This window comes from Bacteroides bouchesdurhonensis, from assembly GCF_900155865.1.
In the GTDB taxonomy this organism is placed as follows: Bacteria; Bacteroidota; Bacteroidia; order Bacteroidales; family Bacteroidaceae; genus Bacteroides; species Bacteroides bouchesdurhonensis.
Genome location: NZ_LT707006.1, coordinates 4,909,660 through 4,926,831 on the forward strand (window position 1 = coordinate 4,909,660; position 17,172 = coordinate 4,926,831).

Sequence of the window (17,172 nt, forward strand, 5' to 3'; positions counted from 1 at the left end):
GGGTACAAGGCAAAACTTTTTTATCAACTCGAATCACGTTTCCTGTAATTTTGCGCCGAATGGATTACTGTCTGAATTAAGCCCAACACTTCTTTTGTCGTTATCTGTATTTCTTGAGTAAACTCCTCACTACGACACCCTTCCAGCCAACTTAACTTTGGGACTATTTCAACGGCACCAATTAAAGTAAAAAGAGGAAGGAGTTTATGAGCCATAGCTGCTATTCCATCTACTTGTTTATTATCCAAAGCGTGTTGCATCCGGGCTGCATTCTTTATAGTTTCTTCAATGAAACTCTTTATAATATTTTGGGCTGCTTCCGGATCATCTTCGGAAAAGGTAGTCAAGGCTGAAAAATTCAACGAAGATGTTTCAGACAAATTACAAGAGGTCGTTTGGGGGAACTGAGTTTTTATTTCATCAGTCAGAAGTTTCTCTTTATCCAATGCTACCTGTCCACCATATACTACAGAAAGCAATTCTTTGATAGTAAAAGGTTTGTGTAAACAACCGGCAAATCCATGTTCATGCAAAGCCTCCTCATCCATTTCGCTTCGCGCAGTAACAGCTATAATCGGAATCGTTCGTGCTTGGAGAATATTGGATGCACGCAATAGTTTCACCAAGTCAAATCCATTAATAGCGGGCATTTGTATATCGGTCAGTAATACATCAAATTCAGAAGATCGAAGCTGTTCTATCAGTTCTTCTAATTGCTCACAACAAACCGTTTCAATCTGCGACTGTGCCAACATGGCAGCAGTCAGACTTAATTGTATTTTATCATCATCGATAAGAAGAATCCGCAAAGCCTTTTCAGAATTAGCAGTCTCGAGATTTACAGATTTCTCTTCTACTGCCTCCGAAGATTTATTTTCCATCACTGATCTGCCCACAGGAAAGAGTGGCAAGATTACCGTGAAACAGCTTCCTTCTCCCAACGTACTCTTAACATCAATCTCACCTTCAAGAAGAGTAACCAGTTTTTTCACGATAGACAGACCAAGTCCAAAACCTTCTTCTCCTTGTGCGCCGGGAAGCCGTGTGAACTCCTGAAATATCCGTTCCCGATCTCCGGGAGCCATTCCTTTTCCGGTATCTGTAATAGCAATTGTCAATCTGGATGAACGATAGGAAGCGTCCAGTGTGATTACTCCTTTTTGAGTAAATTTTACGGCATTCGACAAAAGATTATTCACGATCTGACGCATCCGTAAAGGATCACTGATATATTTATCCGATAATTCTGGAGCTATATTACATTTCAAAGCCAACCCCTTTGCTGCTGTTAGCGGTTCAAAGCTGACACGTATTTCTTCAAACATTTGAGCCGGATTGAAAACAATACGATTGACTTCCGCTTTGTTCAGATCAAGTCGATGAAAGTCCAGCAGATCGCTAACCAACTTCAACAAATGCTCTGATGAACTTTTCATGTTTTCCAAATAGAAACGTTGTCTTTCATCTTCTGTTAGATGGGAAAGTAATTCAGTATAGCCCATAATGGAACCTAATGGCGCTTTGAAGTCGTGAGTTATGGCAAGCATTAGCTTCTCACGCGCAACAAGTAGGTCTTCCGCTCGTCTATTTGCCTCCTCCAATTGTTGCCGATAACGATTACTACGAGTGATATCCCGACCAATCAACACCAGAAAAAAGCCGGACAGTAACACTGCACCAATAGCAATTCCCGCAATGATACGTGCAGAACGCATTCTCACTGCTTGCTGTAATTCTGCATCCTGTTGGGCACGAATAGACATTTCTTCCTCATAATCTTTGATGAGACTATCCATTCTTGCCGTCAGTTGATTATTCATCCGTTGGTATTTCGTACTGGTGCGCCGAATACTCTTTTTCTGTTGTAAACGTTTCTCTTCATTCGCCATGCGAATTTTCTGTTGAAGAGAATCGGTTGTTGAAGCAGCAGGTTCCAAGATTGTATCTGTCGCAACTTCCAAAGAAGTATTCACTAATACGGCACTATCTTGTTTAGAAGGTACAAACGCTTCGGCTAAACGCTTAAAAAATCCTTTCTTCTTCGGAGTGGTCAATAAAGAGTCACGTTTTGTAATCACCCGGTGCTGCACACGCTGTACGGTTATCAATGAATCCTGCTGTTCCGAAATAATTTCTTCAATTTCTGAAGTAGAAAGTAAGTTGTCATTTGCTTCACTCAATACCCGTAACATTTGAAGCGTATTCTGGTCCTTCTCATGAAGAAGCGACATCAAACTATCTGTCCGTAGATTTTGCTGATTATCGGCTGCCGACAACTTTTCCATCTCATGATGTACAAATATCAATGAGAAAAGAAGAATCGCCAACAATAAAGTATATCCAATGGTGATTTTCAGTTTAGTAAAGCGAAAAGAAGACATAGATTATGAATATTATGAATTTGCCGTCAAAGTTTTCGTCTTCTGACGGAAACGTAACCATAACATAAGACCTGCACTAGTCAGCCCAAAAGGAAACGCCATCCAGACACCTACAATTCCCCAGTCCATAATAAAGCCACAGAAATAGCCAACAGGAAGAGAAATCAGAAAATAAGCGACAAAGGCGATGAACATCATCGGTTTCACATCAGAAATCCCCCGCAAAGCATTAGCAAATGATATTTGCAAACCGTCACCGAATTGGTATACCAGGAATGGAATAATCAGAGATGTCACCATAGCTGCAACTTCCGGACTATCTGTAAACCAACTACCCAAGTGATTACGACATAAAAAGACTATTAACGAAAGTACAAGGCCTAAAGCCATCATCACATGGAAACCGGCATAGGCTGAACGACGTACATTAAGAATATCATTTTGCCCTTTAAAATTACTAACACGAACAGCCACAGCAGCCCCCATTCCATAGTACATCATGAAAGTAAACTGAGAAATTGCCAACATAACCTGATGAGAGGCTAAAGCTATAGTGCCCAACCATCCAATCATTATCGCACTCAAACTGAAAGAAGCTGTCTCCATTCCCATTTGCAAGGCAATGGGCCAACCCAAACCATTCAGACGGCCAAATATCGCACGTGACCATCCCAAACGGTAAAAACCTATTTTATAACGAAGAAAACGGCGACTGCGTAAAAAGACTAAAACAAAAATAACGACCATCATAATACGGGAAAACAAAGTACTAACACCTGCCCCCAATAATCCCAACTCAGGGAAACCTAGTTTGCCATAAATCAGAATATAATTACCGATGATATTCAATACATTTCCACCCAGCAATATCCACATGGCCGTTTGTGTATCAGTTATACCATCGGTAAATTGCTTGAATCCATTGAAAAGCATAACGAAAATCAATGAAGCAAGCAAAACAAGATAATAAGGTCTTATTAAGGGGATCAGTTCTTCCGGCTGTCCAAGATTCTCCAGATTGAAATAAAGGACACACATACATATTGTAAGCAAAACAGCTATCAATAAATTCGCCAATAAACTACAACGTAGTGCTTGACCGGCAGGAGCAAACTGATGGGTACCATACAACCCTCCTACAATAGGTGTTAATCCGTACGAAAATCCTGTGCTAAAAATAATAACCAGATTGAATACATTATTAACAAAAGAAGCTGCTCCCAGTTCTATCGTGCTATGATGTCCGATCATTAAAGTATCGGCAAAACCTAGTACTATAACCCCAATTTGCCCGATCACAATCGGCAAACCCAGATAAATTAATGCTTTATAGTGTTCTTTGTATATCTTATAGGACATTGCTTTCAAACACCTTGTTTTTTATAATACAATATAACCCCATTCTCTTTTCGAAAAGCTGTTTGGGCTACATCTTGCAACTGCTTTGCAGTTACTCTACGATAACAATCCACCTCAGATTCCAAATCTTCCGCCTTTCCAAGCAGTTCGAACCAAGCTAGATTAGTCGCTACATTCAAATAATTGATATTTCCGAATATCTGAGTCGATTCAAACTTATTTTTTACTTTTTCCAGTTCCTGTGCATCCACTGTTTCCTGCTGTAAAAATTCTAACTCTTCCCGTACAGCAGCTTCAGCTTGTTCCAAAGATACACCGGTTGACGGTTTCCCACAAATATGGAATAAACCTGCATCTACACTACCGGCAATATATGCATCAATACTAGAGAATAGTTGTTTCTCTTGTACAAGACGCTGATTGAATCGGCTGGAACGTCCGTTACTTAATATATCTGATAAAATATCGAATGCGTAATAATCAGAAGAATGATGATCGCACATGTGATACGCCATAAATAAAGAATCAAGCGGCACATTGCGTTCCACCGTCAATCGGCGTTCTTCTGTTTGTACTGATTCCTGTGGCAGATTTCTTACTGGTACTTCCCTACGAGGAATAGGTCCAAACCACTTTTCCGTGAATGCCACCGCCTCTTCAAAAGAAATATTTCCTGTAACAGCCAGTATTGCATTATTCGGAGCATAGAAGCGGAAGAAGAAATCTTTCACTTCTTCCAAAGTCGCATTAGCAATATGGGATAAATCTTTTCCAATGGTCGGCCATTGATAGGGATGTGTCCGATAAGCCAAGGGACGCAAAAGATGTCCCACATCTCCATAAGGTTGATTCAAACAACGTTGCTTGAACTCTTCCATTACCACGCCCCGCTGTACTTCCAGACTCCGTTCACTGAAATCAAGACTCAGCATACGATCGGATTCCAGCCAAAAACCGGTTTCCACATTTTGCCGGGGTACAGTGAGGTAGTAATTGGTAATGTCATTGTTTGTCCAGGCATTATTCTCACCACCCGCCAATTGAAGCGGCATATCATAATCGGGGATGTTCACCGAGCCGCCAAACATCAGATGTTCAAACAGATGGGCAAAACCGGTATGTTCGGGATGTTCGTCGCGAGCTCCCACATTATATAATATATTAAGGGCTACCATCTGCGTACTTTCGTCCTGCGAATGTACCAGACGTAACCCATTGTCAAGAATATGCCTGTTTATTTTCATTTATTCTACTTCTACTTTTACAATTTTCACATCTTCTTCAGGACGGTCACTACGATCCGTTTTCACCTGCTGAATCTTGTCTACGATATCCATTCCTTCTACCACTTCACCGAACACAGTATATTCACCATCCAAGTGCGGAGTTCCTCCTACTGTAGTATAAGCTTCTACCTGTTCGGGAGTAAAACGGAATTCAGGTTGTTTGGCTGCCTCTTCCTCTGCTTGGGCAATCAATTTATCCTGTAACTCAAGAAGACCTTTTTCATCATTGTCTTTCCGCATCTTATAGATATCTTTCATATGTTTCTGAGCCAGATTATTAAAAATAAGAGTGACCTTATTTTCATTCATCCCCCGTTCCATATTTATCAGGGCAGAGTCGTTGTAAACTTTACCTGTTACTATATAAAACTGACAACCGGATGACTCTTTCTTCGGATTCACATTATCTCCCTGACGGGCAGCAGACAAAGCACCTCTCCTATGGAAATATTTCGGATACACAAATTCTGCCGGAATAGTATACCCTACATCACCAGAGCCCAACATTTTTCCTTTCGGAGCATTCTTTGATTCCGGATCACCGGCCTGTATCATAAACTCCTTAATCACACGATGAAACAATGTTCCGTCATACACTCCTTCTTTTGCCAATTTGATAAAGTTATCCCGATGTTTCGGTGTCTCATTATACAACTTAACTTTGATATCACCCAAAGTTGTTTCAATCTTTACCAATGTTTCCTTATCCATATTATCTCCTTTTTTGTTACCTGTTTTACAAGCCATGAGCCCGAAAAAAGATATGGTTAATAGTATTAATGCAATCTTTTTCATAACACTTTTATTTAATTTAAGTTTGCAAATATACTACTTTCACTTAAATCCTCTTACCTTTGTGCCTTAATAAAAGAGGAAAAACCTGATATGATGAAATCTATATTAATCGTCGAAGATGATATCACTTTTGGGATGATGCTGAAAACCTGGTTAGGTAAAAAAGGATTTGAAGTATCTTCGGTAAGTAATATTGCCCGTGCGCGCAAGCATATCGAAAGCCAGGAAACAGACCTGATTTTATCAGATTTACGTCTACCTGACCAAGATGGTATCGATCTTTTGAAATGGATGAACGGACAGGATAAAAATATTCCTCTTATCATTATGACAGGTTATGCTGACATCCAATCAGCTGTTCAAGCAATGAAACTGGGTGCAAGGGATTATATCGCAAAACCTGTGAATCCGGAAGAACTACTGAAAAAAATATCGGAAGCATTGCAAGAAGAACAAACTCCTGCCATTCCCGTTACCGGTAAATCTTCATCTAAAAAAGCTGCCACTAAAGAAACAACAGAATCGCATCGGGCATATCTGGAAGGAGAAAGTGAAGCAGCCAAACAGCTATATAATTATGTTGGTTTAGTAGCTCCCACTAATATGTCTGTACTTATCAACGGTTCGAGTGGAACCGGAAAAGAATATGTAGCTCACCGCATTCACCAGCTTAGCAAACGGAATGATAAACCATTTATCGCAGTAGATTGTGGTTCTATTCCTAAAGAACTGGCAGCTTCCGAATTCTTTGGTCATGTGAAAGGTTCTTTCACCGGAGCTTTGAATGATAAAGTCGGTGCTTTTGTCGCTGCAAATGGGGGTACGATCTTTTTGGATGAAATAGGAAATCTCAGTTATGAGGTACAAATACAACTTCTCCGGGCTTTACAAGAACGGAAAATACGTCCTGTCGGTTCTACTCAGGAAATAACGGTAGATATTCGTCTTGTATCCGCAACCAACGAGAATCTGGAACAAGCTATCGAGAAAGGTACCTTTAGGGAAGATCTTTATCACCGAATCAATGAGTTTACCTTACGAATGCCGGATCTGAAAGATCGTAACGAAGATATCTTACTGTTTGCCAACTTCTTCCTCGATCAAGCTAACAAAGAATTGGATAAACATTTAATCGGTTTTGATTCCAAAGCATCCAGATTACTAATGGATTACCATTGGCCTGGTAACCTGCGCCAAATGAAGAACATTGTAAAACGTGCTACTTTATTAGCTCAGGGCAGTTTCATCACCCCTGCCGAATTGGGAACAGAACTATTAGAGACTACTGTGGCTAATACCACAAGTATGGCTTTAAGAAATGAAGAATCTGAAAAAGAACATATATTGGAAGCATTACGACAAACGGGAAACAACAAGAGTAAAGCTGCCCAATTACTAAACATAGATCGAAAAACATTGTATAATAAATTAAAGCTTTACAATATCGACCTATAGCAAGAGATATTTCTCATAACCTTAAAAATACCCCCAATGAACAAAAAAACACTATTTCCTCTTGCATTTATACCATTACTATCCACTAATTTGCAAGCACAAAAAGATTTGCAAATAGAACGTACGAATAAACGTCCCAATATTATCCTTTTCATGGTAGATGATATGGGTTGGCAAGATACATCACTTCCTTTCTGGACTGAAAAGACAAACTATAATAAATTGTACGAGACACCTAATATGGAACGTCTTGCCCAACAAGGAATGATGTTTACGCAAGCATATGCCAGCAGTATTAGTTCTCCTTCAAGATGTAGTCTTATCACCGGAACGAATGCTGCACGCCACCGGGTTACTAATTGGACACTCCAAAAAGACCGAATGACAGACCGCAAAGACAGCCTATTGGAAGTACCTGATTGGAATTATAATGGTGTCAGCCAAGTACCCGGCACTAATAACACCTTTGTCGGGACCTCTTTTGTGCAATTACTAAAAAACAGCGGTTACCACACCATTCATTGCGGTAAAGCACATTTCGGTGCTATTGACACTCCGGGAGAAGATCCGCATCATTGGGGATTTGAAGTAAATATTTCCGGCCACGCAGCAGGAGGACTCGCCAGCTATCTCGGAGAGGAAAATTATGGTCATACCAAAGACGGAAAACCAGTTTCACTCATGGCAGTTCCCGGGCTCGAAAAATATTGGGGAACAGATACTTTTGTTACCGAAGCACTGACTCTGGAAGCTATTAAAGCCTTAGATAAAGCAAAAAAATACCATCAACCGTTTTATCTTTATATGTCGCATTATGCCATCCATGTCCCACTGGATAAAGATATGCGTTTTTATGAAAAATATAAGAAGAAAGGAATGACCGACCATGAAGCAGCCTATGCCACCTTAATTGAAGGAATGGATAAAAGTCTGGGAGACTTAATGGATTGGCTGATAGAAAATGGGGAAGCGGATAATACTATCATCATTTTTATGAGTGATAATGGTGGTCTTGCCGCTGAATCAGCTTGGCGTGACGGCAAATTACATACTCAGAATTATCCTTTAAACAGTGGTAAAGGCTCGACTTATGAGGGGGGAATTCGTGAACCAATGATTGTCAGCTGGCCGGGTGTAGTAGCTCCCAACACCCGATGTAACAATTATCTTTTAATAGAAGATTTTTATCCAACAATACTTGAAATGGCTGGTATAAAAAAATATCAAACTATACAACCTATAGACGGAGTTAGCTTCATCCCCCTATTAAAACAAACCGGTAATCCTTCTAAAGGACGCAGCCTTTTCTGGAATATGCCTAATAACTGGGGAAATGACGGACCGGGAATCAACTTTAATTGTGCAGTTCGCAACGGTGACTGGAAACTGATTTATTATTACGCTACCGGGAAAAAGGAACTATTCAACATTTCCAATGATATCAGTGAAAATAATGATCTCAGCTCTCTGCATCCGGATATTGTAAAACGGCTCTCCAAAGAATTAGGGAGTTATCTGAGAAAGGTTGATGGACAACGCCCTACCTTCAAAGCAACTGGTAAACCTTGCCCTTGGCCGGATGAAATAAATTAGCTTTATCAAAATACATACAAACAGACAGGGAGTGTGGAATAATTCCACACTCCCTGTCTACATTTTCCACACATTCCTCAGACTTTCTCACAACTAGTCACTTCTCCATTTCATTCATATCACTATATATCAGCCTATTACCCTCTCTCTCTTCTTTTTGGCACGTGCTTTGAAATATATTTGAACGTAAGCGTAAAACGAAACAACCGATTCCTTAACACTTATAGAAGAGAATTGAAAACATATGTCTAATAATCTTTAAAGCAAACGATTATGAAGAAATTAGTATTAGTAGTAGCGATGTTTATGTTTGTTTGTGGTGGTTCATTCCTTGTAAAGGCCCAGAGTAACTCTGAAAAAGCTGTGACAGCCCCTACAGAAGTGAAAGCAATTGTTGTTGTTAATGACACAGTAGTCACAGACACTGTTGCCAAAGACAGCACAACAGCTGAGCCTGTCAAGGAATAACCTCACCCCAAACTCGCAGGAACAAAGTTTGCCGAAGAATAGTAAGCACACTACAAAAAGCCATCCCTACTTCAGTCTATTCCGGGGATGGCTTTTTTATTCAAGAATTATCGATTTTCTCTTTCCAATACAGCCAACCGAGCATACAATTCAACCAATGCTCCTTGCATCAATATTTGCCAGCTATTCATCGAAGTCCCTCCTCGCAGATCATCATCATTCAAAAGATTATTACTTTGATGACAACTACTACTCCAAGCATGAAGCAATGATTTCTCTATATCATCAATATACTTACGATCGTTATCAATAGAATAGAGCTCGAAGAATCCACGGCACATAATTGTATTGAACCAAGCATGTCCAGGAGAAAGAATATTAAAACTTAGATTTAACTCTTTCGAACGATAAGGCATAAACCACTTTTTATGGCAACTTTTAGCTATGGCATAAGCCTCATCCAGATATTTCTGCTCACCGGTAATCTTATACAATAGACAAGCTGCCTGCAAAGGTTGTCCTGAATTATAGGAATATTTATTCTTCTCAATATCACCGGGTAAATTTGGATTTTCAGTATTCGGACGTACATTATCGAAGAAGAGATGATCAGACTTATCCTGTAAGACATTAATCACATAATCATAATATTTGATAGCCCAATCTAAATACTCCTGTTCATGAGTTGCCAGATACATCTTGCAACCTAATACCGCTGCCGGTCCAGTGGAACAAGAATGTTTACTTGTGCTAGGTTCGTTTAATTCTTTCCAATGAATACCTCCCCCGCAAGTCTCGTCCCAACCATGATCTTTCAGGTAATTCCATACCACTTTAGCCTGAGTTAGGTATCGCACTTCATTGGTTTCTATGTACCAATCAATCATATCGAGACCAATCCAAACATTATCATCATAGAAACGATCATTTCCTGGAGCCGGATAAACAGAATAAGCTAAAATATTATGATCCATCTGACAGAAATATTGTATTCCCGTGAACATCTTTTCATCCATTGACTTATATTCATTCTCAATCTCACTTCCCTTGGTAGCTTCGCGCATCGCAACGAATGCAGAAAGACCTGAACCTTGTCCCCACACCAAAGCATCACCATCCCAATAAGCACCACCATTGTAAGGATAATCACCTCTCCAGCAACTTCTTGAACTTTTACCAAAATACAATGCAATGACGGAAGTCATATAAGAATGTGCACGATCTAACATAGCAGGTAACTTTATCCCCGGTTCCTCTTCATTTTTATGGTAAGGAGCCATTGTACGACTTTTAGCTACAGAACGTTTACCCGCTTTATTAATAGCTACTATAGCAACATCATAAGTTGCAAAATAAGGTACTTTCAACAAATACTCATCCTTTTTCCCACTCTGTGCCGGCAATAAAACATGTCCCGGAGTAAAAGCACGGTCCGAAACATTTACTGCTACTTCTTTATAAGAAATCTCTACCATATCCAGATCTTGGTTATTCGAATTCGTCCATTTCACAAGAAGTTCGTTCTCATTACTAGTAGACTCTACGCTAAACGAAGCTACCGGAGATATGTTGCCACTTACCGGATCGGTTATCTCAACATCTTTCTTGTTTTCATCACCACAAGACGGAAAAACATTCAGAGTGAAAAGGCTTATAATAAATAGTTTATATATTGTTTTCATACTTCTTTCATTTAAAGTTTACTTAAAAGGCACTACAACAGGAACTTCTTCGAACTTATCCATGGGGAATTCTATGTTATTAAAACTATCATATCTACATACGTGCATCAATAACTCATGATCGGAGTTAGTTCCATCTTCAATAAAAGCAACAGGTGCACCGGCTGAGAAGTCCCAACGTCCTAACAATCCCTCCGGATTTTCTTCCACAAAACTCCAAGCATTAGCTTTTAGCTGCTCTCCCGTTCGACAAACCGACCAAATTCGTGCTTCAAGTATAGCACCACCCAAGAACCGTACATTATCAAAAGCCCTTCCTATGGATATTTTACCACCATCACCACCTGTACAAAGATCTATTTCAGAGAAATTCAGACTATTCTCTTTTATTTCCCCCCAATCCACTTTATTGCCATTAATATAAAGCTTGTACTTGTTTTGTGGATCATTCTGTTCCACATCACAATCTACTACTAATGCAAGGTGCATCCATTCTCCAAGTTTAATTACGTCATGTCTGGTCCTCAACTTCAGTTTGTCTCCCGTTCCAACCAAATCAATCACTCTCCATTGGTTCCCCCCTTCTACTCCTGGATCACCATCATCACCACCACGAAGAATAAAATACCCTTCCTTCCCCATGAAAGTCTGTAACCAATACGTATTATCAATGCGGCAGGTTAATTCCCAAGTCATCTTTTTTAATTTGAAGTTATTGTTTTTTGCTTTCAATGCATCTGCTCCAGTACCAGACATCTCAGCAAAGTGAGTCCAAACGGCATAATCTCTACCTAGATTCATGGCATAACGTTTATCCGGTGCAATCTTTACACGGATAGATTGTGATACCTGTTTTTTAGCATCAGTCAAAGTAAATGACGTTTCTCCAGCCTTTTTCCCGTATACCGTAACCTTATTACCATAAATTTCCAAACGGATAATTTTTGTATCCCCTGCGTCCAAGACCTTATATTCCCCATTACCACTTGTAATTTCCACCTGTTTCTTTCCTTGATTCGCCTTCATTAGTATAACATCTTCATCAGCGTCTGTTAGAATCGGTTTCGGAGCAATTACCTCTAGAGTAACAAAAGCCTCTTTGCCCTTTCTATCAAGAACCTTAATCTCCGCGCTACCTTGTCCTATACCTTTTACAATAAACTTTTCAGTATCCTCAAGCTGATCTTTACCCAAAATTTCAATGCATTGGTTCTCATCCTCTATTTCTAATGAATATCCTCCGTTTCCTGTACATATTTCGACCACCGCTTCATCCTCACCTTCTACATTTGAATAGAGTGTATACGAAGTCTCTTTGAGTTTCAAGTCAAACTCTGCAGCTGTATTTACCTGAATCTTAACACGCTGATAGTACTTATCTTTCAGATATACTACACCCTGAGCATTATTTTCTCCAGGTACAGCTGTCAGTTTTATCTTATTACCGTCGATTTTAGCGGTAACAACTTCTTCATTCGCAGAAGTCACAGTATATTCTCCATTACCAGATACAATATTAACCACTCGGGTTTCTCCCTGCACAATGTTCATTTCATTGGCATCGACTTTCAGCTCAACCATATCGGTAGGTGTTCCATTGGCTTGGTCATCGTCATCATCGCTACATGCACAAAGACAAAGCAGCGGGACGATCATTAAGTACTTTGTAAATTTCATAATCCATTAAATTTAATTCAAACAAAATAAAAAGATAAAAACTCTTTTGATTAAAGAAATGCAGACAGAGGATTGTAGCATTGATTCATCGTTTTAAGATAAAATTTAAATATATTTTTCATTCTATTAATTCATCGATAAAATTAAGATATTAGTCAACCTTTCAGCACAAAGAGCCCCTATTTCAGGACACCAGGCACGCATATTTACCATTTTGGCACAATTACATTCTATAAACATCAATTATCGTTCTACTTCTCCCAAATGTTTTTCCCGGAATTCTCTTGGTGTACATTCATACTTATCACGAAATAATTTAAAGAAGGTTACCTTATTCGAGAAACCAGATTCAAATACAACTTCATCAATTGTCTTTTTAGTCGTCAGTAATAAGTCTTTGGCTATATGCAAACGACATTCCCTGATTAAGCTTGTCGGACTATCTTCGCCCATTTCTTCCATCTTACGATATAGGCTACGAGAGCTAATAGCTAACTTATCTGCAATAAAACGCGACGTAAGTTCTTTGTTCGTAATATTATCATTTATAATCTTTAGCACAGATTGAAGGAATTTCTTTGAATCCTTATGAGTTAATTTTCCATCAGACTTCTCAAAAGAACTGATTGGAGAACTAAAATAATTCTTCAATACCTCTTTACGTTCCATCACTTGCCCTACAGAGATACGTAAATATTCTGCATTAAAAGGTTTCGTGATATACATTTCTGCTCCGGCAGAAAGAGCTTCCATCTGTTGTTCCATTTCATGCCGCCCGGAGACTACGATAATAGGAATATGCGACGTTTCTTTCGTTGATTTTATTTTTTTAATAAGTTCAACGCCACTGACTTCCTGCATCATAATATCACAAATTATTACATTCGGATACACCTCATTCATCACTTGCTCTAAGTGTGAAGCGTCTTGCAGAGTCAATACATTAAAATCACTAGAAAAGATTTCACCAATAAACCATAGCATTTCCAGTTCATCGTCAATTACCAATAAGGTAGGACGCATCTTATCAAACTCATAAACAGGTAACTTTAGCCTTGGCTGTGTATCTATTTTAGGAATATATTCAGAAGCTATCCGCTTAGAAGTATTCACTTCTGTTGTCAAATCCAATTGCGGTAAAGTTAAGGTAAACAAAACCCATCCATCCGAAGTGTTCTCTACTTTCAGAGTGCCATCCAAGAGTTTAGCCATATTATAAGAGATAGCAAGACCGAGTCCATTCCTGGAGAAATTCTTATCATCTTGATTCTCAAAACTATCCAATATAGCGTAACGATTAAAGATATATTGATAATCTTCCTCTTTAATATAACTCCCTTCATTGGCAACTCGAAAAAGTAAATGATTATTTTCTGTCACATCCAATTCTAATTTGATTCCCATTCCGTCCGGAGTATATTTAAAAGCATTGGAAATCAGGTTAATTACTATAGTATTCAGAAAACCTTTATCAGAATTCCAGATTACCTGCTCCGGGATCTTACTTAAAAAAGAGAGATTTCTTGATTTAGCCATTTCAACGAAAGTCTTAGCTATACCTTTTATAATAGAAGAAACATTCAATGATTCAATACGTACTTCCCTGTTACCAGTTTCAATGCGGCGGAATTCGATAAGTTCATGTATAAGGTTATTCAGTCGTTCAGCATTTGTTTGAATCATTGTCACATAATCTACTACAAACTTACTAAGTCCTTTAGAAGAAAGAATCCGTCCGCAGGGACCATAAATCAATGTTAGCGGAGTACAGAATTCATGAGCTATATTCGTAAAGAAACGTAGTTTAGATTCAAAAACATTTTTCTGATGACGCTTTTCAATTTCATTCAGTAGTTCCCGCTTCCTCCGTTGAGAACGAACGATGATAGAGTGTATCAATAATGCAGTAATAGAAAACAGACATATCGCATAGATCAGATAAGCCCACCAGGAGGCATACCAAGGATCAGCGATGCGAATCACTAAAGAGTAGACTTTACTTTCCTTGTCGAATACACTATTATAGTATTTTACTAATAAAGTATATTCACCGGGAGCCATGTTCGTAAAAGAGACGGCACTTTCTTTACCATTATTAATCCATTGATCACTTAGTCCTTTCAACTTATAGAAATAAACACAATTATTTCCATTCAAGTAATCGACGGAAGTAAAAGATACTGCAAAGAAATTCTGATCGTATTTCAAATTCAATATTTCGTTTTCTTTCTTCTTAGTGATAAACTCACCTAAGTTATATTGCTCTCCAAAAATAGAAAGTTTATCAAAATAGATTGGAGGCATATAAAGTTGTTCAGGGAGTCCATCCGCCTGAATCGTCACAAAACCGTTGATACCGCCAAAAAACAGAGTTCCTGTTTGCGGATCCCTAAAAGCAGCCCCATCGCTGAATTCAACCACCTTTAGTCCGTCTCCGAAACCATATGAACGGAACACATTTCGTTTTGAATCAAAATTAATCAATCCCAGATTGGTACCCATCCAGAAATCATCAGGTGCATTTTTCAGTATAGCATGAATGGTATTATTCAAGAAGCCATTTTTGACATTAAAAAGCTGGTATGAAGTTTCTGAAGTATATTTGATTAACCCGGAACTTGTACCAAACAAATAATTATTACTACTGTCTTTGCTGATAGCAAGAATATTATTTAATGTCATATTCTCATATTTATGAGTTGAAATCGGTTCCAAGCCATTGGTTATTTCATTGAAACTAAACACTCCATATCCTTTATTACCAAACAATAAGTTGCGATCACTCTCCGAATAAATAGTGAAGAAGTGGTTGGAGCTAAATTCTCCTTCATTGATCACATAACGCTGTACATCTTCAAGAACCGGATTATCCAGTGTCCCGGCAACACGTGCTCTGATTACTCCCATTCCGACACTTGCCATCCAAAGTTCCGATTCTGTGGTTTCATAAATATCATGTATATACTTAATATTCTCATTACCAATTAAAATTGGGACTTTCTTCATGCGTTTTTCTCGATAAGAGTAATAGTTCAGGCCTTCCTCATCACCTATCCATAACACGTTCCGATGGCTTTTCGCAAAACAGTAGACAGCATTACTACCTAATGCACTATTCGCAGTAGTCACCGTTTCCATCCGGCAATCGGAAATATTTTTATTCACTTCGTAGTCATAAATCTTAAGAATACCATTTCCTTTAGTACCCACCCAGAAAGTTTTCTCCGCATCCAGATACAATGCTCGTACCGGACGTCCAATCTTTGCCGTATAATTATTTAAGACAATTGACTTAATAGAATAAAAAGGATTAGAATAAAGGTAGACTCCCTGACCGTCTGTACCAATCCATACAACATCTTGAAAACGGTCTTTTGCCAAACAGAAGACTCCGCTATTAATAGGCAATTGTTGAATCTGATATTCATTACTATCCTTCTGCTTCTCCAACATCAGGACACCATCCATTATAAAACCTACAAAATAGTTATTATGATACTTAATAATGGAGGAGATTTTGCCACGTGTCTGTATCTCCTTGCCTAGATTTGCAATCCATTCATTCTTCTTGGCCGGAATATGATAAACATAGAAGTTGTACTCTTTATCAACATAGAAAAGAGACTCTTCATCGTTGAAACAATAAAGCAATGATGTCTGATAATCCAAACCGCTTTTCTGGGGAATTAAAGTTATATCTCCTGTTGAATTCTCTAGTTGTACATCGTAACAACGGTTATACCCTTTCATTACGACCCACATACGATTGTCTATATCAAAAAAGAAAGTGATAATGTCTGAGACAGGAATTCCCGCAATATTGATTTTCTTAAAGCCCCCCTCCTTTTTATGGTAATAATAAACACTGTTGCTATCCTGAATAATGTATAAGGTACCGTTATTATCCTTATTCATAAAAAACAGTTTCCGAAATTCATTATAGCGAGTAATTGTATTTGTCTTGTGATCCAGCCGGTTCAATCCATAATAAGTCTGGATCCAATAAATATCCTCGCCAGTATAAACGATTTTGTCAATCAGATTACCGGATAAATACTCCCCCTTGTCATGGGGCTTAAATTCTTCGATTTCTTGTCCGTCATATATATTCAAACCGTCACAAGTACCGATCCACATTAGTCCGCGTTCATCCTGGCATAAGGAAGTTATAGCACTGTTGGACATATATTCCTTATCAGCAATCTGCTTCAGGTTATAGGCATAAGCTGTATTCGACAACAGACTTACCATAAAAAACAAAAGTAAAACAGAGTGTTTCTTCATAGTGTCTCATTCATAGAATTGCTCCATGGCAAAGGTAAAGAAAAAATCTTCCAAACCACTATTATTGGCAAGATATAAGTAAAAAACAGTGCCAGAATAGTTAATAATAGTGCCAAGAGGCGATTTGCATTCTCTATTCTTAATGCCAGCTTCTGTATTCTCCCTATTTTCGTCTTAGAAACTATTATAATA

General features: G+C 38.6%; 10 protein-coding genes. 3 read left to right on the top strand and 7 right to left on the bottom strand.

From position 1 onward, the window contains the following. Positions 1-23: 23 nt before the first annotated feature. Genes CZ225_RS21165 through CZ225_RS21180 form a run of 4 tightly spaced genes read right to left on the bottom strand, consistent with a single transcriptional unit; the run spans position 24 to position 5,821 of the window. Positions 24-2,381, bottom strand: coding sequence for an ATP-binding response regulator (locus CZ225_RS21165; RefSeq protein WP_077155390.1), 2,358 nt, complete (start codon positions 2,379-2,381; stop codon positions 24-26). 12 nt (positions 2,382-2,393) lie between these two features. Next, positions 2,394-3,740 (bottom strand): MATE family efflux transporter, encoded by a 1,347-nt coding sequence (locus tag CZ225_RS21170; RefSeq protein ID WP_077155925.1) that lies wholly within the window; start codon positions 3,738-3,740, stop codon positions 2,394-2,396. A 5-nt stretch (positions 3,741-3,745) separates the two neighbouring features. Next, positions 3,746-4,984, bottom strand: a complete 1,239-nt coding sequence (locus CZ225_RS21175) for a M16 family metallopeptidase (RefSeq protein WP_077155391.1) — start codon at positions 4,982-4,984, stop codon at positions 3,746-3,748. Then, positions 4,985-5,821, bottom strand: coding sequence for a peptidylprolyl isomerase (locus CZ225_RS21180; protein ID WP_077155392.1), 837 nt, complete (start codon positions 5,819-5,821; stop codon positions 4,985-4,987). It abuts the gene before it with no gap. A 90-nt stretch (positions 5,822-5,911) separates the two neighbouring features. Between CZ225_RS21180 and CZ225_RS21185 the strand changes: the two genes are divergently transcribed. The 3 genes from CZ225_RS21185 (at position 5,912) to CZ225_RS21195 (ending at position 9,337) form a co-directional block, all read left to right on the top strand. Next, positions 5,912-7,276, top strand: coding sequence for a sigma-54-dependent transcriptional regulator (locus CZ225_RS21185; protein ID WP_077155393.1), 1,365 nt, complete (start codon positions 5,912-5,914; stop codon positions 7,274-7,276). A 36-nt stretch (positions 7,277-7,312) separates the two neighbouring features. Then, positions 7,313-8,869 carry a sulfatase gene (locus CZ225_RS21190; protein WP_077155394.1) on the top strand — a complete coding sequence of 519 codons (1,557 nt, stop codon included), beginning with the start codon at positions 7,313-7,315 and terminating at the stop codon, positions 8,867-8,869. Positions 8,870-9,142: 273 nt separating this feature from the next. Further along, complete coding sequence (locus CZ225_RS21195; RefSeq protein WP_025075364.1) at positions 9,143-9,337, top strand: hypothetical protein; 195 nt, start codon at positions 9,143-9,145, stop codon at positions 9,335-9,337. Between the two features lie 107 nt (positions 9,338-9,444). Here CZ225_RS21195 and CZ225_RS21200 read toward each other — a convergent pair whose 3' ends face one another. The 3 genes from CZ225_RS21200 to CZ225_RS21210 form a co-directional block, all read right to left on the bottom strand. Beyond that, on the bottom strand, positions 9,445-11,019 hold the full coding sequence (locus CZ225_RS21200) for a glycoside hydrolase family 76 protein (RefSeq protein WP_077155395.1): 1,575 nt from the start codon (positions 11,017-11,019) through the stop codon (positions 9,445-9,447). Between the two features lie 18 nt (positions 11,020-11,037). Then, positions 11,038-12,696 (bottom strand): LamG-like jellyroll fold domain-containing protein, encoded by a 1,659-nt coding sequence (locus CZ225_RS21205; RefSeq protein ID WP_077155396.1) that lies wholly within the window; start codon positions 12,694-12,696, stop codon positions 11,038-11,040. A gap of 243 nt (positions 12,697-12,939) precedes the next feature. After that, entirely contained in the window at positions 12,940-16,980 is a 4,041-nt protein-coding gene (locus CZ225_RS21210; RefSeq protein WP_077155397.1) for a hybrid sensor histidine kinase/response regulator transcription factor, read from the bottom strand. Positions 16,981-17,172 lie beyond the last annotated feature (192 nt).

Bases quoted from the DNA above. Each gene is read 5' to 3' on its own strand.
- CZ225_RS21165 (WP_077155390.1), bottom strand. From the start codon at position 2,381: ATGTCTTCTTTTCGCTTTACTAAACTGAAAATCACCATTGGATATACT.
- CZ225_RS21170 (WP_077155925.1), bottom strand. From the start codon at position 3,740: ATGTCCTATAAGATATACAAAGAACACTATAAAGCATTAATTTATCTG.
- CZ225_RS21175 (WP_077155391.1), bottom strand. From the start codon at position 4,984: ATGAAAATAAACAGGCATATTCTTGACAATGGGTTACGTCTGGTACAT.
- CZ225_RS21180 (WP_077155392.1), bottom strand. From the start codon at position 5,821: ATGAAAAAGATTGCATTAATACTATTAACCATATCTTTTTTCGGGCTC.
- CZ225_RS21185 (WP_077155393.1), top strand. From the start codon at position 5,912: ATGATGAAATCTATATTAATCGTCGAAGATGATATCACTTTTGGGATG.
- CZ225_RS21190 (WP_077155394.1), top strand. From the start codon at position 7,313: ATGAACAAAAAAACACTATTTCCTCTTGCATTTATACCATTACTATCC.
- CZ225_RS21195 (WP_025075364.1), top strand. From the start codon at position 9,143: ATGAAGAAATTAGTATTAGTAGTAGCGATGTTTATGTTTGTTTGTGGT.
- CZ225_RS21200 (WP_077155395.1), bottom strand. From the start codon at position 11,019: ATGAAAACAATATATAAACTATTTATTATAAGCCTTTTCACTCTGAAT.
- CZ225_RS21205 (WP_077155396.1), bottom strand. From the start codon at position 12,696: ATGAAATTTACAAAGTACTTAATGATCGTCCCGCTGCTTTGTCTTTGT.
- CZ225_RS21210 (WP_077155397.1), bottom strand. From the start codon at position 16,980: ATGAAGAAACACTCTGTTTTACTTTTGTTTTTTATGGTAAGTCTGTTG.